Here is an 18,126-nt window from a genome sequence, read left to right as displayed (position 1 = left end):
CTTCTGCTCCGAGTCTGCCCTGCCGGCACCCTCACGGTCGACCGCCTGGGCCGGATCGGGGCCTTCCGGCAGATCCCGGTCACCGCCGGCCCGGCGCGGCCGGCCCGGCGCCGGCACCACAGCGCCGGCACCACACCCTGAGCACGGAGATGTTGTATGTGGTCCACCGGCGCCGCCTCCGTATGATCCTCCGTATGTCCTGGATACGCCGCCACCTGCGCCGCACCGAGCCCCGCGCGGGCCGACTGCCCGATCTCGACTTCCTCGCCCTGGTCCGCGACGCCTTGGAGGAGGTCGCCCCCGGCTGTACGGCGGGCGCCGAACTCAAGGGCAACTCACTCCTCAGCCCGCAGGGTTGGGCCGTCAGTGTCGGACCGGCGGGGCACGGGGACGACCGGCACTACGACCTGATCGCCTTCCCGGACGTGAGCATCCAGCCCGACGTGCCCTGCTTCATGGACTGCGTGGTGGTGGTCACCACTGCGCGCGACGCGGCCGGCCTCTGGGCCCGTTCCGCCGGCGCCTGCCTGCTGGAGCTGCTCTACGGGCGTGAGGAGCTCGCCGGGCATTGGGGCCCGGATGACGAGCACGGTGTGCCGGGGTGGCGGTCCATCACCTCGGGCGTGCTGGCCTATGGGCTTTCCGACCGGGAGAACCTCCGTCTCCAGAGCGCACTGATGGAGGCGGACGTACTCCGCGAGATCGCCGACACCTTCACGGCCGACCTGGAGTCGCCCTGGTTCAACGGTGTGCGGGTCTTCTACGGCGGCGCCCCAGGAGCCATGGAAGCCGAGGTCCGGGTCAACGGCGAGCGGCACGAGGCCGCTTCCGCCGCGCTGGCCGCGCTCGGCCTGCCCGAGCCGGCCGTCTTCACCGTCGCCCGGTCCTTCACCCTGGTGCTGCCCGTCGGCTCCGGTCAGGAGGGGCACGGCCACGGGTCCGACGGGTGCGGGTGCGACTGCGGCGGCACCTTGGACCCGGAGCATCCCGGATTCGCCCACCCCCTCCCCCACCTGATCGGCGAACTCTCCCCGGCCGAGCGGGCGGAGCGGGTCACCGCCGACACCGGCGCGGTGATGGTCGCCCAAGGTGTCGGCAACTTCCTCAAGGTCCGGCTGCCGATCCGCCTCGACGACGGCCGCACCGTGGTCCACCTGGCCTGGGTGTGCCTGGCCGCCGAGGTGATCGAGGACTACACCCGCCGGGTGCACGACGGCACCTTGGAGGGTCACCGCTTCGAGGGCCTGTTCGGCAACGCCATCGAGCCGTGGGGCGAGGAGCTGCTCCAGGCACCCGTCCTCCTCGGCGGGCAGCGGGAAGCGGCGGACGGCTCGATCCGGCCCAGCGAGGTTCTCGGCTCCGAGCACCCGCTGCTGGCCCGGATCCTGCGCGAGAGCTGGCCGGCCGAGTTCGTACTCGGCGACCGCGACCCCAGGCCGGCCCGCTCCTGACCGTCCACCAGGCGCGCACTCGGTGCCCCCTGGTGCCGTCCACCCGACCGCTCAGCAGTCGGACCAGGTCGGCAGGGCCGCACTGAACCGCCCCCGGACCGCTGCGGTGCGTATCGCGTCCGGCGAGGACAGGACGCCGGGCGGAGGGATTGCGGGACGTCGGCCGGCGGCGCCGGTCTCGGCCGGACCAGTCGAACGGCCTTGGGTCACCTGGCGCCCGCCGAACCGGCAACGCCGCAGCCCTCCGGCCCCGCCCTGGCTCGGCCCGTCCCGCTCGGCGAGTGCGTGCGCCGACCAGGCGTCGCGTCGCGGACGTTCGTCCACAGAGACCGGTGGGAGGGCCGAGTCCGGCGTACGGTCGACCGAGCGGCCGAGCCTCACCCGGCGGGGCCGGTCCTCCTCGACGTCCGACCCGAACGGGAGCCCGCCGATGCGCCTCTACGCACAGACTCCAGCACGTCGGAACCGCCAGATCCTCGCGGACCTGATCGCGGTGGTCCTGATGGCCGCGGCCGTGAGGTTCGCCCTGGCCGTCCACGATGCCATCATGTTGCTGGCCGAGCCGGGCCGGAGGGTCGAAAGCTCGGGCGACAGCCTCGCCACCGAGCTCGGCAACGCCGGCGACGCGGCCTCGAACGTGCCGTTCGTCGGCGACCTCCTGAAGAAGCCGCTCCAGTCCGCCGCCGACGCCAGTACCGGGATCGCCGACGCCGGACAGTCGCTCCAGGACGCCGTCAGCCAGGTGGCCAACCTGACCACACTGGCTCTGATCGTTGTCCCGGTGGCCGTCGTACTGCTGCTGTGGCTCCCCGCACGCCTGCGCTGGATCCGTCGCAGCATCACCATGCGGCGCCTCCTCGACGCGCCCGGAGGCGCCGACCTGCTCGCCCTGCGCGCCCTCACCGGCCGGCTGGGCGACCTCGCGGCGCTCCCCACGCCTCCAGGCGGTCTCGCGGACGCTTGGCGGCGCGGGGACCGGCAAGTCATCGCCGACCTCTCCGAGATCGCACTCAGGCGGGCCGGCTTGCGTCCCTGACGGACGAAGAAGCCGGCCGTCAGGCGCGGGTGTGGCCCGACAGGGAGTGGAGGCGGCGGTGTTCAAGGGCTGCGGCGAGGGCGTAGGCCCCGCCGCCCGCGACGGCGAGGACCCAGTAGAGGCCGGGGGCGGTGAGCGAGAGGGCCGCGGTGGAGGTCAGGGCGAGCCAGATGCCGAGGCCGTAGTGCAGCAGGTTGCGGCGTACGGCGCCCTCGGCGAGATAGAGGAGACCGACGATCAGACCGGAGCCGGCGGGCCAGAGGACGGACTGGAGTTCCGGCTGGTCGAGCACGGATGTGAGGCCGGTGATGGCGAGGAACAGGGCGGTGAAGGCGGCGATCCAGGCGGCGCCGAGCAGCTTGCCGGACAGGATCTCCGCTGGGGTGGCACCTCGTTGCGCCCGCAGGGCGGCGACGGTGGTCAGGACGATGCCGGCCACGAGCCCGCCTCCGAGGAGCGTCATGGGCAGCCAGTCGGGGACGTCGAGCAAGGGGGCGGCGCCCTGGGAGGCTGCGGCGGCGCCGTGGCCGAGTACGTAGGCCAGCCCGAAGCTGAGGTAGGCCGCGCGGTTGTCGACCTCGCGCGGGCGACCGGAGGGGTCGGCATGGGCGACGGGCGGCGAAACGGTTGCGGGGCTGGACAAGGTGGAGACCTCCATCTGGGACGGCGGGACGAGGGGTGGGCGGACCTGCGGGTGGGAAGCGCCGCACGGCGACGGGCGGCGTGGAAGGAGAGTGATCGGCGCGTCGGCAAGCGACTGGCCGCTGAGCGAGCGGGCGTCGGCGCGGGACCTTAGGTCGGGTGCTCCCGCGGTCTCCGGTCGACTGCTCGGCACGTGCCGTGCGGAAGTCGAGCCGGCTCCGGAGGGATCGGCCACCGTCATGAGGCTGACGATGACGGGGGCCGGGCCGTCGGGTGCTGGATCAGGGGGTGGGTGCGCGCTTGGCCGCCTGTCCCTGTGGGGACGGCGCCGCGGGGGCGGCGTGAGCGGCGGGACGCACAGGTGAGGAACAGTGCGAGGAGTGCGGTGGTGGCGAGGACGGCGGCGGAGACGGTGAAGGCGGCCCGGTATCCGGCGGTGAGGGCTTCCAGGGGAGGCAGGCCGGTGGACGCGTGGGTGGTGACGGAGCCGGCGAGGGTGGCCAGGGCGGCGAGGCCGATCGCGCCGCCGACCTGCCGGGTGGTGTTCACCAGTCCGCCGGCCAGCCCCGCGTCCTGCCGCGGTACGCCGTCCACGGCGAGCGCGGTGAGCTGGACGAAGGCGATGCTCAGGCCCAGACCGACCAGGATGCTCGGCCCCAGGACATCGACGAGATAGCTCCCGTCCGCCCGCATCCACGACAGCCACAGCAGACCGGCCGCCTCGGCGAGCAGGCCGGCGGTGAGGGTCGCCGTGGCACCGATGCGGCCCGCGATACGGGGTGCCACGACCGCGCCGAGCATGTTCGCCACAGCGAGCGGGAGTTGGCCCGCCCCGGTGGCCAGCGGGCTCATGCCGAGGACCTGTTGCTGGTAGAGCGGCATGAAGAAGAACAGGGCGATCCATACGGAACCCAGCAGTGCCATCAGCAGATTGCCCGCGGCGACCCGGCCGGTCGTGAACAGCCTGGGCGGGATCAGGGCGTCGGGTCGGCGGCGTTCGACCCGGGCGAAGAGCACGAGCAGCACGGCGGCCCCCAGGAGGGCGGTCAGCACCCCGGCGTTCGTCCAGCCGGCGCCGCGTGCGGTGGTCAGCCCCCACACCAGGCAGGTCAGGGCGAGGGTGACGGTCGCGGTACCCAGCAGATCGAACCGCCCGGATGCACGGTCGGCGGCCCGGGGCACGAGCGTCGCCACGGCGAGGAGGACCAGCGTCGTCCCGAGCGCGACGGCGTGGAAGACCCAGGGCCAGCCCCACGCCTGGGTGAGCACACCTCCCAGCAGCACTCCACCCGCTCCCCCGGCGCCGGAGACGGCGCCCCACACGCCCAGGGCCCTGCCCCGGCCGGGGCCGGGAGGGAACAGGTCCATCGTGAGGGCGAGCGCGGCGGGGGCGATGGCTGCGGCGCCGACGCCCTGCAGGGCGCGGGCGGTGATCAGCAGGCCCGGAGAGCCGGCCAGCCCCGCCGCCAGCGAGGCTCCCGCGAACACCGCGAGGCCGGCGAGCAGTACCCGGCGACGGCCGAGCAGGTCACCTGCCCGGCCCCCGGCCAGCAGCAGCGCGCCGAACGCCAGGCCGTAGGCGTTGACCACCCAGGTGGTGCTGCCGTCCGACAGGCCCACTCCGGAGCGGATCTGCGGGAGCGCCACGTTCACGATCGAGGTGGCCAGCATCACGGTGAACTGCGCGGCGGCCAGGGCCGCGAGTGCGGCCCCCTGGCGGGGTGGGGCGTCGGGCCCGTCCTTCGTGCGTCCAAGGTTCATGGCGCACAGACTCGGTGCGGACGGTGTCCACTATCCAGGCCCGGCGGGGGCGATCACGGTTCAGTGCTGTCCGCCCCTGTCCACTCGGCCGAACTCCGCGTCGGGCTCGGTGGAGTCGGCCGCCGAGGCTACGGCGGGGACGGCATGCGCCGTGCCCCGCCGTAGCCTCGGCGGCCCGAACGGGCTCCGGTCGCTCAGCCCACGCGTTCGATGCGTGCCCGCCGGATCAGGTTCTTGCCCGGTTCCCGCACCGTCTCGAACGCGGCGTTGTTCAGCAGGACGCAACTGCCCGACGGGCCGTTCACCGTCACGGTCGTCGACTGACCGTTGTCCAGGTTGGTCACCTTCAGCTTCGTTCCCACCGGGAACGTCCCACTCGACGCCGCAGGCGCACCCGCCTCGCCCGACAACGTCACCGTCGACCCCGGGCACACCACCTCACCGGTCGCCGGCGGCACCTGCGCACCCGCCCCACCGGACGCACCCGCCGCAGGAGCGGCAGGAGCCGCGGGAGCCGCCGCGTCACCGCCACCACCCACCCGCTCGATACGCGCCCGCCGGATCAGGTTCTTGCCCGGCTCCCGCACCTTCTCGAACGCGGCGTTGTTCAGCAGCACACAACTGCCCGACGGACCGTTCACCGCCACCGTCGTCGACTGACCGTTGTCCAGATTCGTCACCTTCAACTTCGTCCCCACCGGGAACGTCCCACTCGACGCCGCAGGCGCACCCGCCTCACCCGACAACGTCACCGTCGACCCCGGGCACACCACCTCACCGGTCGCCGGCGGCACCTGCGCACCCGCCCCACCGGACGCACCCGCCGCAGGAGCGGCAGGAGCCGCGGGAGCCGCCGCGTCACCGCCACCACCCACCCGCTCGATACGCGCCCGCCGGATCAAGTTCTTGCCCGGCTCCCGCACCTTCTCGAACGCCGCATTGTTCAGCAACACACAACTGCCCGACGGACCGTTCACCGCCACCGTCGTCGACTGACCGTTGTCCAGATTCGTCACCTTCAGCTTCGTCCCCACCGGGAACGTCCCACTCGACGCCGCAGGCGCACCCGCCTCGCCCGACAACGTCACCGTCGACCCCTGGCACACGACGTCGGGGACAGCGGCATTGCCGATCGCCACCGTGGCGGCGACCCCGCCGATCACCATGGCTCCCGCGACAGCAGAGAGCACGAGCTTCTTCTTGAGACTCATGGTCCGTTTCCTGGACACGTGACACTCCTCGATCCGATGGACGTTGCCCCCCTGACGTCCTGCATACGGCCGACTTCCCGAGCGAGTTCAGTCCTGTTGCCTTTTTACGAAAGAGGCCGCGAGGAGGTTTGGGGCGCTGCGAGGCGGTCCGGCACGGGGCTCGTGACGCACGGGACGACATGCGAAGAAGCAGGTCACGGCCCCAAAGCCCATGAGGGTCGACAGGTGTGCGGCACGCGTGCCGACGGTCTTGATCGACGCGGAGCGAGGAGAACGCAGGCACCTTTAAGGTTCAGTTGATCTGCCCTTAACCATTCCCGGGCGCCGCTGAACTCAGGGGCTCCGCGGCAGCGACCACGGGCGACGCCGGCGCGAAGCTGTGCCGTCAGGGGTGTTCGGCACGTCGCGCGGTGGCAATGGATCGGGGGCCGCGCCGGGAGAACGCCGGTACCGCCTGCCGGGAAGCAGCGGGTGTCATCGATGACCGCTGGCCGCAGGCCGCAGGCGATGAGGGGCGAAGACGCGCGGGTCGTCGGGGAACCGCTGCGGCAACACTCGACCTCACGCAGAGTAATCAGTCACGTTTCACGCAAGGCAGGCAGAGGCCCCCTTCGCGGCCTGGGCCGCACCTCGCGCACTTGGGGATAATTGGGCGATATGAGCCTTACGTTCTTCGATGACAGACGTCTGGCGTGTGACCTCCATGCCGCGGCGAGCCAGAACACCGGCCCCGAACAGGTCGGAGCGGGGATCTCGCGCGTGCTCGCCCCATCGTGGCCCACGACGCGCTGAGCCTGGTGGGAACCGACCCGGCAACCGGTCCCGGGCTGGGCAGTTTCAGTTTCTGGCACCAGTACGACCCCGCACTGGTCAGAGAACTCGTCCTGCACCGGCATCTGGGGGGCGACCCGCAACAGTCGGCGATTGCGACTCTCCTGCGGACCCCCGCTGTCGTCGTGGGCGCGGGCACCGACAGGTCGCCCGTGCCCGACCCGCGTATGCGGGAGATTCTCACCGGCCACGGGGCGAGTTCCGAGCTGCGCCTGCTTCTCCAGGACAGGCGCGGCGTGTGGGGGGCTCTCGGGCTGCTCCGCTGCGAGGGTGTCGCGCCGTTCAGCCCGGACGACGCCCAGCGGGCGGCCCGACTCGTACCGGCGCTGCTGACCGCCCTGCGCCGGTACGCGACGGCCGGCCCTCTCTGCCCCGAGGTTCCCCCGCTGTCGGCCGGAGTGATCACCGTCGGTTCCGACCACCGGATCAAGGCTGTCAGCCCGCAGGCACAGCTGTGGCTGGACCAGTGGTCGGCGCACGGCATCCCCTCGTGGGTACCGGGAGCCTTCTTCGTCTCGCTCTCCCTCGTCGCCCGGGCGGAAGCCCGCCGTCAGGACGGGTCGATTCCCCTGGTGTGCGCACCCCCGGCCGCGTCCGGCCGCTGGACCACCTGTCAGGGCCAGGTGCTCACCGCGGATGCCACGGGCGATGTCGCCCTCGTCATCCAGGGGGCCACATGGGACCTGGTCCTGCCGTCGTTGTGCGAGTGGTACTGCATCACCCCCCGAGAACGCGACGTCGTCACGCAGCTCCGCACGGGGGCGTCCGTCAAGCAGATCGCCCGCCGCCTCGACCTGTCCGCGTACACGGTCAACGACCATCTCAAGGCGGTCTTCCGCAAGACCGGAGCAGACGGGCGCGACGAGCTCAGCGCCGCGCTGACCCGTTGATGCGCTGACCCGCTGACCCGCTGACCCGCTGACCCGCTGCCTTCCGATCCGAGATTCGTACATCCCCAGTTTCAGGGGGACGCAGCGACACGGATCCAGCCCACCCTGAGGAAGGAGACCGGAACATGCACGGTCGGTTCGCACAGCGAGGCCGAAACGTCCTCCTTCGTCGAGCCGCCGGTACACACGGTCCGGCCTTCCGGAGATCCCCGTACAGACACGGTGTGCGGACACCTACACGTCCGTGCATGTCGGGATCTCCTCCTCACCGAAGGGAACGGACATGCCCCACAGCGATCTTCGTGACCCCGCGACCGGGAACACGGCAAGCGGCAGCGCGGTGAAGGCCGCGCCCGGGCAGGCGATCCCGTCCACGGGCGGAAACGAGGGCAAGGCGCAGTTCAATCCGGAGATGGCCGCCCAAACCTTCGACTTCCGGGGCCACGGTGTCTTCGACAGGGAGGTGAAGCTGCCCGGCTTCGGCGGAGCCTTCGCCATGGTGATCGCCAGCGTCACGGAGTTCAGCCCCGTCACCGACAAGCCCATCATGGGATCCGCGGTCATCAACCTGCACAGCGTGGTGCCCCTGGACGGGGGACGCGTGATGGTCCGCGTGGAATCGCGCTGGCCCGAGGACCTCGACATCAGGGTCCAGTTCCTGTGGTTCCTCTGAGCCCGCTCACCGACCCGGCACAACCCCAGGGGGCGCGGGCAACCGCGCCCCCGTCCGCATCCTTGCGGGAACGTGTCGGGCCGGCATCATCGTTTCTTCCCTTGCACCCCTGTGACCTGCAAGGAAGCCGTGTTCCACGTACGAGTGACATGGTCGGGATTCGGTGGTTTTGGGGCGCCGGCTTCGGGACCATGGTTCCGGTTCCGCACATGACGACGGCATGAGGCCTTTGTCATTTGCAGGCCGTCCCCATGCCCGTTTAACGCCGAGCCCGGGGACGGCCCCCGCCGCGTCCCCCGTGCCGGGGGCGGGTGGGTACCGCACACCGGACGCAGGGTCGTGCCGCCGGTTCCAGGTCTGTGCCGTCAGTCGCAGCCTCACCGGTGACGCGGCTCGACCGCACCACGAGACAGAGGAGCAGGACTACATGTCCATGCCTGTTGTGAGCATCTGGGACAACACCATCCCGGGCGCCCAGCCCCACCACCCCAGGGCATCCGCGTGGGACACCGTCTGGCCCCTCACAGGGGGAACCGCCTGGGTGTTCTACAGCAGCCCGGGCCAGACCCAGGTCAGGAAGCCGGTGATCCTCGCCGACGGCTTCTCGTCCGGGAAGAGCGATCCCGACGCCCTGTGGAACGGCCTGGAGAACGGCGAGTACCCCTTCATCACCAAGCTGAAGGAGGCCGGCTTCGACCTGGTGCTCCTGGGCTTCGACGAGCGGTCCGCGTCCATCACCGACAACGCCGCCGTGGCGATCCAGTGCATCGAGAAGGCGATCGCCGACCGCGAAGGGACCGCCAAGCTGACGGTCGGCGGTTTCAGCATGGGAGGGCTGGTCACCCGTTACGCCCTCGCCAAGATGCACCACGACGGTGACGAGCACGAGACCGCGACCTACCTCTCCTACGACACCCCGCACAACGGAGCCTGGCTGCCCATCTCGGTACAGGCGTTCGCGCACTTCGTGAAGGACAACTGGGGCGAACTCCCCGGGTTCGGCGAACTCCTCGGCAGCTTCTCGCGGATGGTCAACAGCCAGGCCGCCCGGCAGTTGCTGCGCTGGCACATCGAGACCGTCACCGCGGAGGCCCGCCAGGACCGGGCCCGCACCGACTTCCTCGCAGAACTGGAGCGGGTGGGCAGCTGGCCCCCCGGCGTGCGGCGGCTCGGGGTCGCCAACGGCACGGGCACCGGTGCCGGGAACAACATCCCGGCCGGCGTGACGGCGATGCGCACCACCGGTGCGGAGCTGACGGGCACCCGCCTCGACACGCAGAACACGGGAGAGCAGGTCGTCGCGATCCTGAAGAAGACCGCGGACCCCGAGATCCGGATCACCACCAGCGGTCTGCCCGACATCGACGGCGCTCCCGGTGGGCTGTTCCCCGAAGCCCTGAATCTGCCGGGCCGGCCCGCGAACTTCGGCACCGCCGCCATGCTGGCCGGACTCCTCGAAGGCGAGCAGGCGGAACTCACGTACAACGCGACCACGTTCGTTCCGAGCGTCAGTGCCGTGGCGGCCGGCGAGATCGACGACCGCGACGCGCTCTACAGCAAGATCGACCCCGCCGACAGCGAGCTCGACCACTTCATGTGCGCGAGCGAGAACCAGGGACACACGGTCATCACCGTGGAACTCGGCGAGTGGATCCTGGACAAGCTCCAGACCCCCTGACCCCTGACCCGCCGCCGCGCCGGTGACCCCGGATCCCGGTCCCGCCTACCCGGCGGGGCCGGGAGGGTCACCGGCGTCTGCGTTCCCCGCCGGGGCCGAGCGGCCGCTCGTAGTACCGCCGAGGGAACCGGCATGTGGACACGTGAGACCCGGCGCCGCCGCCCGCCCTCGCTCCGGCTTTCGTCGGACCAAATGGTCTCCGCACGGCGGCTTGACCGATGGACCTGCGGCAACGTAACTTCGAGCGGACCGGACCGTGAACTGATGGAAGGAGGCGAAGTCGGATGTCGATCATCTCCGAACTGAACCGCCTCGCCCATCAGATCGCCTGGGCTCCGGGTCTTGTAGCACACGGCTGCTGAACAGCCCTCTTCTCCGGTGTGCCCTTCTGTGGCCCCGGCATCTTTCGATTTCTCACACCGCCTGCGGCACGTCGTCGCGTGCCGAGTCGCGCTCCGGGTTCTCCCGGGCTGCGCCAGCGAAATAGAAAGCCCCTGAAATGGCCACTAGCATAATCAGCTCGACCATGCACCGAAATGAGGATGTGCCATGGTAGCGGCGCGGATCACGGTCAACGGGAAAGAGACACCGCTTTCACCGGCTGCACCCCACACCACGGTGCTGGATCTCCTGCGCGAGCGCGGCCTCACCGGTACCAAGGAGGGCTGCGCCGAGGGTGAGTGCGGCGCCTGTTCGGTCCTGGTGGCCCGTCCCGGCGTGAACAAGCCCACCGACTGGGTGGCGGTCAACGCCTGTCTGGTGCCGGCCGCGGCACTCGACGGCCAGGAGATCATCACCTCCGAAGGTCTCGCCACGGTCGGCGAACCCGGTACGCGTCCCACGCTGCACCCCGTGCAGGAGGAGATGGCGGTCCGCGGCGGTTCCCAATGCGGTTACTGCACGCCGGGGTTCATCTGCAGCATGGCCTCCGAGTACTACCGACCCGACCGCTGCGCGCACGCGGAGCCCGCCGACGGCGCCCACGCCGACGCGCACGCCGACGCCGAGCACGGTCCGAACGGCTTCGATCTGCACGCGCTGAGCGGCAACCTGTGCCGCTGCACCGGCTACCGGCCGATTCGCGATGCCGCCTTCGCCGTCGGCGCGCCCGCCGAGGACGACCCCCTGGCGCAGCGTCGCGAGCAGTCCCCGCCCGAACCCGCCGCCACCGTCTACACCCAGGACGACAGCACGTTCCTGCGGCCCGGCACCCTCACCGAAGCGCTGCGGCTGCTGCGCGAGCGGCCCGAGGCCGTAGTGGTCGCCGGCAGCACCGACTGGGGCGTAGAGGTCAACATCCGTTCCCGCCGCGCCAATTGTGTGGTCGCCGTCGACCGGCTGCCCGAACTGCGGGCGCTGCAGGTCGCATCCGACCACATCGAGATCGGGGCGGCGCAGACGCTCACCGAGATCGAACGCCGCCTCGACGGCAGCGTCCCGCTGCTGGCGGAGCTGTTCCCGCAGTTCGCCTCCCGGCTCATCCGCAACAGTGCGACCCTCGGCGGCAATCTGGGTACCGGCTCCCCCATCGGTGACAGCCCGCCGGTGCTGCTCGCCCTGGAGGCGTCGCTGCTGCTCGCCGATGCCGACGGTGAGCGCGAGGTCCCGCTGGCCGACTACTTCACGGGCTACCGGCAGAGCGTGCGCCGTCCCGGCGAGCTGATCCGCGCGGTGCGCATCCCGTTGCCGCTGTCGCCGGTCACGGCCTTCCACAAGATCGCCAAGCGGCGCTTCGACGACATCTCCAGCGTGGCGATCGCTTTCGCGCTCGACATCGAGGGCGGGATCGTCCGCAAGGCGCGCATCGGTCTCGGCGGCGTGGCCGCCACCCCGATCCGCGCCCTGAGCACCGAGGCCGCCCTGGAAGGCAGGGCATGGACGGCGGAGACCGTCGAGGCCGCGGCCCGGGTGCTGCGGGGTGAGGGCACGCCGATGAGCGATCACCGCGCCAGTTCCGTCTACCGTTCCGCCATGCTCGGCCAGAGCCTGCTGAAGCTGCACGCGCAAACCACCGAGGCGGTGTCTTCATGAGCCATTTGTCCGAGCGTCCCGAGAAGCCTGTGGTCGGCGTCTCCATGCCGCACGAGAGTGCCGTGCTGCACGTCACCGGCACCGCGCTCTACACCGATGACCTGGTGTACCGCACCAAGGACACGCTGCACGCGTATCCGGTCCAGGTCATGAAGACCCGGGGCAGGATCACCGCGCTGCGTACGGAGGCCGCGCTCGCCGTGCCCGGCGTGGTCCGTGTACTGACCGTTGCCGACGTGCCCGGCGTCAACGACGCCGGCATGAAGCACGACGAGCCGCTGTTCCCCGACGAGGTCATGTTCCACGGCCATGCGGTCGCCTGGGTGCTCGGTGAGACCCTGGAGGCGGCCCGGCTCGGTGCGGCGGCCGTCGAGGTCGAACTTGAGGAACTGCCCTCCGTGATCACGCTGGAGGAAGCGATCGCGGCCGGGAGCTTCCACGGTGCGCGGCCCGTGATGGTGACCGGTGACATCGACGCCGGCTTCGCCGACTCGGCGCACGTGTTCACCGGCGAGTTCCAGTTCTCCGACCAGGAGCACTTCTACCTGGAGACGCACGCCGCGCTCGCCTACATCGACGAGGCCGAGCAGGTGTTCATCCAGAGCAGCACCCAGCACCCCTCGGAGACCCAGGAGATCGTCGCGCACGTCCTGGGTCTGCACAGCCACGAGGTGACCGTGCAGTGCCTGCGGATGGGCGGCGGCTTCGGCGGCAAGGAGATGCAGCCGCACGGCTTCGCAGCCATCGCCGCGCTCGGCGCCAAGCTGACCGGCCGGCCGGTCCGGGTGCGGCTCAACCGCACCCAGGACCTGACCATGTCCGGCAAGCGGCACGGGTTCCACGCCGACTGGAAGATCGGCTTCGACGCCGACGGCCGCATCCAGGCGCTGGATGCCACGCTGACCGCGGACGGCGGCTGGAGCCTGGACCTGTCGGAGCCGGTCTGCGCCCGTGCGCTGTGCCACATCGACAACACCTACTGGATTCCCAACGCGCGGGTCGCCGGTCGCATCGCCAAGACCAACAAGGTCTCCAACACGGCCTTCCGGGGCTTCGGCGGACCGCAGGGCATGCTGGTGATCGAGGACATCCTGGGCCGGGTCGCGCCACTGCTCGGCCTGGACCCGATGGAGCTGCGGAAGCGCAACTTCTACCAGCCGGGTCTGGGTCAGTCGACGCCGTACGGCCAGCCGGTCCCGCAGGCGGAACGGATCGCCGCCGTCTGGCAGCAGGTCGAGGAGAACGGCGGCATCGCCGACCGCAAGCGCGAGATCGCCGCCTTCAACGCCGCGCACCCGCACTCCAAGCGGGCGCTCGCGATCACCGGCATCAAGTTCGGCATCTCGTTCAACCTCACGGCCTTCAACCAGGCCGGCGCGCTGGTGCTGATCTACAAGGACGGCTCCGTCCTGATCAACCACGGCGGCACCGAGATGGGCCAGGGGCTGCACACCAAGATGCTGCAGGTGGCCGCGACCACGCTGGGTATCCCGCTGCACAAGGTGCGGCTGGCCCCCACGCGCACCGACAAGGTGCCCAACACGTCTGCCACTGCCGCCAGTTCCGGGGCCGACCTCAACGGTGGCGCCGTGAAGAACGCCTGCGAGCAGTTGCGCGCGCGGCTGCTGCAGGTGGCTGCCGGCCAGCTGGGTTCGAACGCCTCGGACGTGCGCATCGTCGATGGTGTCGCTCGTACGCTGGGCAGCGACAAGGAGCTGGCCTGGGACGACCTGGTGCACACCGCGTACTTCCAGCGCGTTCAGCTGTCGGCCTCCGGCTACTACCGGACCGAGGGGCTGCACTGGGACGCGAAGGCTTTCAGGGGCTCGCCGTTCAAGTACTTCTCGTACGGCGCCGCCGCGGCCGAGGTGGAGGTGGACGGCTTCACCGGCGGGTACCGCATCCGCCGGGTGGACATCGTGCACGACGTCGGCGACAGCCTGTCCCCGATGATCGACATCGGTCAGGTCGAGGGCGGTTTCGTGCAGGGCGCGGGCTGGCTGACGCTTGAGGACATGCGCTGGGACACCAGTGACGGGCCGAACCGCGGCCGGCTGCTGACCCAGGCCGCGAGCACCTACAAGCTGCCGAGCTTCTCGGAGATGCCCGAGGAGTTCAACGTCACGCTGATGGAGAACGCCACCGAAGAGGGCGCGGTGTACGGGTCCAAGGCGGTCGGTGAGCCTCCGCTGATGCTGGCGTTCTGCGTGCGCGAGGCGCTGCGGCAGGCCGCCGCGGCGTTCGGGCCCGCCGGGGTCAGTGTGGAACTCGCCGCCCCCGCCACCCCGGAGGCGGTCTACTGGGCGATCGAAGCGGCCCGCGAGCAGGTCGACGTGCGGGGCGGCGACGGCCACGCGCTGGGCGGCAGCGAGATCCGTACCGACACGAGCGCTTTGAGCAATGCCTGACATGACCTGGATCGCCGCGGTCACGCGGTTGCGAGCACGCCGGGAGCCCGGCGTGCTCGTGACCGTCGCGACCGTGCGCGGCCACGCGCCCCGTGGGGCCGGTGCCAAACTCGTCGTGGGACAGACCGAGACCTGGGGGTCGATCGGCGGCGGCAACATCGAGGCCGTCGCCATCGACCGGGCCCGCCAGCTGAACGTCGAGCCCGATCCGGAGCCGGAACTGATGGAGTTCGCCCTCAACGACAAGGTCATCGGACCTCACGGTGTGCAGTGCTGCGGCGGCGCCGTGAGCTTGCTCCTCGAACCACTGCCGGTGGTCCAGGCGGTGGCCGTCTTCGGCGTCGGGCACGTCGGACTGGAGCTGGCCCGCATCCTGGCCCGCCACAACCTCGATCTGCACCTGATCGACACCCGCTCCGACATGCTCACCGACGAGCGGCTCGGTGTGCTCGCGGATGCGGTGGCGCAGATCCACGTGCACCACACGCCGCTGCTCCCGGAGGAGGTGCTCACGGAGCTGCCGCCCGGCGCCCACGTCCTGATCATGACCCACGATCACGCCGAGGACGCCGCGCTGTGCGATGCCGCCTTGCGGACGGCCGGTCTCGGCTCGATCGGATTGATCGGCTCGGCCGCCAAGTGGGTGCGGTTCCGCAAGCGCCTGGCCGTCGAGGGCGGCCATGACGCAGCCACCATCGACCGGATCAAGACTCCGATCGGAATGACCGAGATCACCGGCAAGGAACCTGCCACGATCGCGGTGAGCGTCGCGGCGGACCTGCTCCGGACCTTCGAGCAGGACCGCCCCGGGGCGGTACCGGACACGGTTGCCGAGATCCCCGAGATCCCCGAGGCACCCAAGGCACCTGAGGCACGTGAGGTCCGTGAAGTCCCCGCGGTTCGCGAGGTCCCCGGGGTCCGCGTACGCTCCGGTATCCGCTGAGGCCCTTCTTCCGGATCACGCCTGACCCGGCCTGACCCGGAAGAAGCGGCCTAGTACTCCAGCCGTAGATCGTGATCTTCATGGCTGGGCGGCTGCTTGCCGTCGGTAGTGGCAGTCGCGGGCGCGGGCCTGGTGTCGGCGTCGCCAGTGTGACCAGCGGAGTCGGTGCGCGAGGTCGTGGGCCCGGCCGGTCAGGGTGGTGAACAGGCGTTGGATCTCGGTGCAGGTCGGTATGGACCGAGGCCAGCCTGTGGCGTCGGCTGCACAGGGCGGTGCTGGACGAACTTGGGAACGAACGGCTCGTTGGATCTCGAAGGATGTGAGGGCCGTCGGGAGCGGCCCGGAACTGAACTGGTGCAGCACACGTCTCCCGCACCATGATCTCAAGTGAGCGCCAAGAGCACGCGATCTCCACCAAGCTGGTCTCGCCGTCCGCAGTGAGTGCGGAACCGTCGAAGACCAACGACTACAACAGCTTCGCCGAGGCGTACGCGGCCGCAAACGAAACCAACCTGGTCAATGCCTACTACGAGCGGCCCGCAATGCTGGCCCTCGCTGGAGACGTGGCCGGCCGACGGATTCTCGACGCCGGCTGCGGCTCGGGGGCCCTGTTTGCCGCGCTGCGCGACCGTGGCGCCGTTGTGAGTGGCTTCGACACGAGTGCCGGGATGCTGGAGCTGGCTCGGCGGCGGCTCGGCGACGGTGCGGACCTGCAGGTGGCGGACCTGGGCAGCCCGCTTCCTTACGCTGATGACACATTCGACGATGTAACGGCGTCCCTGGTGCTGCACTATCTGGAGGACTGGGGGCCGGCGCTGGCCGAGCTGCGACGCGTACTCAGGCCCGGCGGTCGGCTGATCGCATCTGTCGACCATCCCTTTGCCATCAACCTCATACACCGCGAGGCCGGTCGCGAGGCCGAGCACAACTACTTCGACACCACCAAATGGACCGTGGAGTGGACCATTGGCGGCCATACCGCCCTGGTGAGCAGGTGGAACAGGCCGCTGCACGCGATGATCGAGGCTTTCATCGGGGCCGGTTTCCGGATTACGGTCATCAGCGAGCCGGAGCCTGATCCCGCCGCCCGCGAGATGTTCCCCGAGGCCATCGCGGCCAAGCCGCGCTTCCTGTGCTTCCTGTTCTTCGTCCTGCAGGCCGACTAGTACTCCAGCCGTAGGTCGTGATCTTGCTGGTCGGGGCCGGTGCGGAGACGGCTGCGGCCACCGTTGATCATCGTGAGTTGTGTCGACCAACGAAGATCAGGCGGTGGCCGCAGGTCACAGCGTCGTGCCTGCCCGGTGGCGGTCGATGTTCGACCAGCTGACGGGCCGTATCGCGGGCCGGTTCGCGCAGGTCGAACCACGCCGCCACGCAACGGCGTTGGTGCTGGGCCTGCTGGCGGACCTGCCAAGGAAGAACTGCTGGACGCTGGCCGAGCACGCGGGCGACTCCACCCCGGACGGCATGCAGCACCTGCTGCACCGCGCGAAGTGGGACGCCGACGCGGTCCGCGACGACGTACGCGCCTACGTGGTCGAGCACCTGGCCGATGACGAAGCCGTGCTGGTGGTCGACGAGACCGGCGACCTGAAGAAGGGCACCGCCACGGTCGGCGTCCAGCGCCAGTACACCGGCACGGCGGGCCGGATCGAGAACTCCCAGGTCGCCGTCTACCTCGTCTACTCCGCCGCCTGCGGGCATGCCGCGATCGGCCGGGCCCTGTACGTCCCGCGCTCGTGGACCGACGACCTCGACCGCTGCCGGACCGCCGGCATCCCCGAAGACCTCACCTTCACGACCAAGCCGGTACTGGCGGCTCGGATGATCACCCGGGCCCTGGATGCGGGAACGCCCGCCCGCTGGGTCGCCGGCGACGAGGTCTACGGCGACAACCCGCACCTGCGGGCCGCGCTGGAAGACCGCCGGACCGGCTACGTCCTGGCAGTCTCCAGCACCCACCAAGTCACCACGGTGGCAGGGAAGTTCCCGGCCAAGGCCATCGTGGCGAAGATCCCGAAACGGGCCTGGCAGCGGCGCTCGGGCGGAGCGGGCGCCAAGGGCGAGCGGTACTACGACTGGGCCCAGGCCGACATCCACGGCCCCGCCGACCGGCCCGGGCACTGGTGGCTGCTGGTCCGCCGCAACCGGAGAAGCGGCGAACTCGCCTTCTATCGCTGCTTCTCACCCCACTCCGTCCCGCTGTCCGACCTGGTGCGGGTGGCCGGACGGCGCTGGACGGTGGAGGAGACCTTCCAGGCTGGCAAGGGCCTGGCGGGGCTGGACGAGCACCAGGTCCGCCGCTGGACCTCCTGGCACCGCTGGGTCACCCTCGCGATGCTCGCCCACGCCTTCCTCGCCGTCACCGCAGCCGCCGAACGCCGCGACCACCCCGCCCCCGACGACCTGATCCCCTTGACCTGCAACGAGATCCAACGCCTGTTCACCACCCTGACCAGCCGGGCCCACGACCTCGCGCACCGACTCCGCTGGTCACACTGGCGACGCCGACACCAGGCCCGCGCCCGCGACTGCCACTACCGACGGCAAGCAGCCGCCCAGCCATGAAGA

General features: G+C 70.6%; 12 protein-coding genes and 3 pseudogenes. 10 read left to right on the top strand and 5 right to left on the bottom strand.

Going from position 1 to position 18,126, the window contains the following annotated elements; all coding sequences use genetic code 11:
* The first annotated feature begins 194 nt into the window (after nucleotides 1-194).
* Nucleotides 195-1,451: a DUF6348 family protein gene (locus tag ACFY0D_RS27320; RefSeq protein WP_390800697.1), complete on the top strand. Its 1,257-nt coding sequence runs from the start codon at nucleotides 195-197 to the stop codon at nucleotides 1,449-1,451.
* A gap of 430 nt (nucleotides 1,452-1,881) precedes the next feature.
* Complete coding sequence (locus tag ACFY0D_RS27315) at nucleotides 1,882-2,487, top strand: hypothetical protein (protein ID WP_390800696.1); 606 nt, start codon at nucleotides 1,882-1,884, stop codon at nucleotides 2,485-2,487.
* 19 nt (nucleotides 2,488-2,506) lie between these two features.
* Here ACFY0D_RS27315 and ACFY0D_RS27310 read toward each other — a convergent pair whose 3' ends face one another.
* From ACFY0D_RS27310 to ACFY0D_RS27295, 4 genes and pseudogenes are all read right to left on the bottom strand, one after another.
* Nucleotides 2,507-3,130, bottom strand: a complete 624-nt coding sequence (locus ACFY0D_RS27310) for an ABC transporter permease (protein ID WP_390800695.1) — start codon at nucleotides 3,128-3,130, stop codon at nucleotides 2,507-2,509.
* Between the two features lie 236 nt (nucleotides 3,131-3,366).
* The gene (locus ACFY0D_RS27305; RefSeq protein WP_390800694.1) at nucleotides 3,367-4,890 is read right to left on the bottom strand and encodes an MFS transporter; all 1,524 of its coding nucleotides are present in this window, start codon (nucleotides 4,888-4,890) and stop codon (nucleotides 3,367-3,369) included.
* A 194-nt stretch (nucleotides 4,891-5,084) separates the two neighbouring features.
* On the bottom strand, nucleotides 5,085-5,774 hold the full coding sequence (locus ACFY0D_RS27300; protein ID WP_390800759.1) for a hypothetical protein: 690 nt from the start codon (nucleotides 5,772-5,774) through the stop codon (nucleotides 5,085-5,087).
* Nucleotides 5,760-6,005 (bottom strand): annotated as a pseudogene (locus ACFY0D_RS27295) (hypothetical protein); the annotation flags it as partial. The pseudogene ACFY0D_RS27295 and the gene ACFY0D_RS27300, both read right to left, overlap by 15 nt.
* 869 nt (nucleotides 6,006-6,874) lie before the next feature.
* On the opposite strand from ACFY0D_RS27295, the gene ACFY0D_RS27290 reads away from it, so the two are divergent.
* From ACFY0D_RS27290 to xdhC, 6 genes and pseudogenes are all read left to right on the top strand, one after another.
* Nucleotides 6,875-7,822, top strand: coding sequence for a LuxR C-terminal-related transcriptional regulator (locus tag ACFY0D_RS27290; RefSeq protein WP_390800693.1), 948 nt, complete (start codon nucleotides 6,875-6,877; stop codon nucleotides 7,820-7,822).
* Between the two features lie 283 nt (nucleotides 7,823-8,105).
* Entirely contained in the window at nucleotides 8,106-8,495 is a 390-nt protein-coding gene (locus ACFY0D_RS27285) for a hypothetical protein (RefSeq protein ID WP_390800692.1), read from the top strand.
* A gap of 427 nt (nucleotides 8,496-8,922) precedes the next feature.
* Nucleotides 8,923-10,173 carry an esterase/lipase family protein gene (locus tag ACFY0D_RS27280; protein WP_390800691.1) on the top strand — a complete coding sequence of 417 codons (1,251 nt, stop codon included), beginning with the start codon at nucleotides 8,923-8,925 and terminating at the stop codon, nucleotides 10,171-10,173.
* Nucleotides 10,174-10,722: 549 nt separating this feature from the next.
* Nucleotides 10,723-12,204 (top strand): xanthine dehydrogenase small subunit, encoded by a 1,482-nt coding sequence (locus ACFY0D_RS27275; RefSeq protein ID WP_390800690.1) that lies wholly within the window; start codon nucleotides 10,723-10,725, stop codon nucleotides 12,202-12,204.
* The gene (xdhB, locus tag ACFY0D_RS27270) at nucleotides 12,201-14,612 is read left to right on the top strand and encodes a xanthine dehydrogenase molybdopterin binding subunit (protein WP_390800689.1); all 2,412 of its coding nucleotides are present in this window, start codon (nucleotides 12,201-12,203) and stop codon (nucleotides 14,610-14,612) included. The genes ACFY0D_RS27275 and xdhB overlap by 4 nt, the downstream gene beginning before the upstream one ends.
* Nucleotide 14,613: 1 nt before the next feature.
* Nucleotides 14,614-15,414: pseudogene (gene xdhC, locus ACFY0D_RS27265) on the top strand (xanthine dehydrogenase accessory protein XdhC); the annotation flags it as partial.
* 219 nt (nucleotides 15,415-15,633) lie between these two features.
* Here the strand turns inward: xdhC and ACFY0D_RS27260 are convergent.
* A pseudogene (locus ACFY0D_RS27260) lies at nucleotides 15,634-15,783 on the bottom strand (IS701 family transposase); the annotation flags it as partial.
* A gap of 149 nt (nucleotides 15,784-15,932) precedes the next feature.
* On the opposite strand from ACFY0D_RS27260, the gene ACFY0D_RS27255 reads away from it, so the two are divergent.
* Nucleotides 15,933-16,721: a class I SAM-dependent methyltransferase gene (locus tag ACFY0D_RS27255; RefSeq protein ID WP_024756398.1), complete on the top strand. Its 789-nt coding sequence runs from the start codon at nucleotides 15,933-15,935 to the stop codon at nucleotides 16,719-16,721.
* Nucleotides 16,722-16,866: 145 nt separating this feature from the next.
* The gene (locus ACFY0D_RS27250) at nucleotides 16,867-18,123 is read left to right on the top strand and encodes an IS701 family transposase (protein ID WP_390800758.1); all 1,257 of its coding nucleotides are present in this window, start codon (nucleotides 16,867-16,869) and stop codon (nucleotides 18,121-18,123) included.
* Nucleotides 18,124-18,126: the final 3 nt, after the last annotated feature.

The sequence above is a fragment of the Streptomyces sp. NPDC001502 genome (assembly GCF_042894785.1).
GTDB lineage: Bacteria > Actinomycetota > Actinomycetes > Streptomycetales > Streptomycetaceae > Streptomyces > Streptomyces kutzneri.
This window is presented reverse-complemented; position numbering and strand designations above follow the sequence as displayed.

Coding starts and splice junctions, on each gene's coding strand:
- ACFY0D_RS27320 (WP_390800697.1), top strand. CDS start 195: ATGTCCTGGATACGCCGCCACCTGCGCCGCACCGAGCCCCGCGCGGGC.
- ACFY0D_RS27315 (WP_390800696.1), top strand. CDS start 1,882: ATGCGCCTCTACGCACAGACTCCAGCACGTCGGAACCGCCAGATCCTC.
- ACFY0D_RS27305 (WP_390800694.1), bottom strand. CDS start 4,890: ATGAACCTTGGACGCACGAAGGACGGGCCCGACGCCCCACCCCGCCAG.
- ACFY0D_RS27285 (WP_390800692.1), top strand. CDS start 8,106: ATGCCCCACAGCGATCTTCGTGACCCCGCGACCGGGAACACGGCAAGC.
- ACFY0D_RS27280 (WP_390800691.1), top strand. CDS start 8,923: ATGTCCATGCCTGTTGTGAGCATCTGGGACAACACCATCCCGGGCGCC.
- ACFY0D_RS27275 (WP_390800690.1), top strand. CDS start 10,723: ATGGTAGCGGCGCGGATCACGGTCAACGGGAAAGAGACACCGCTTTCA.
- xdhB (WP_390800689.1), top strand. CDS start 12,201: ATGAGCCATTTGTCCGAGCGTCCCGAGAAGCCTGTGGTCGGCGTCTCC.
- ACFY0D_RS27255 (WP_024756398.1), top strand. CDS start 15,933: ATGATCTCAAGTGAGCGCCAAGAGCACGCGATCTCCACCAAGCTGGTC.
- ACFY0D_RS27250 (WP_390800758.1), top strand. CDS start 16,867: ATGTTCGACCAGCTGACGGGCCGTATCGCGGGCCGGTTCGCGCAGGTC.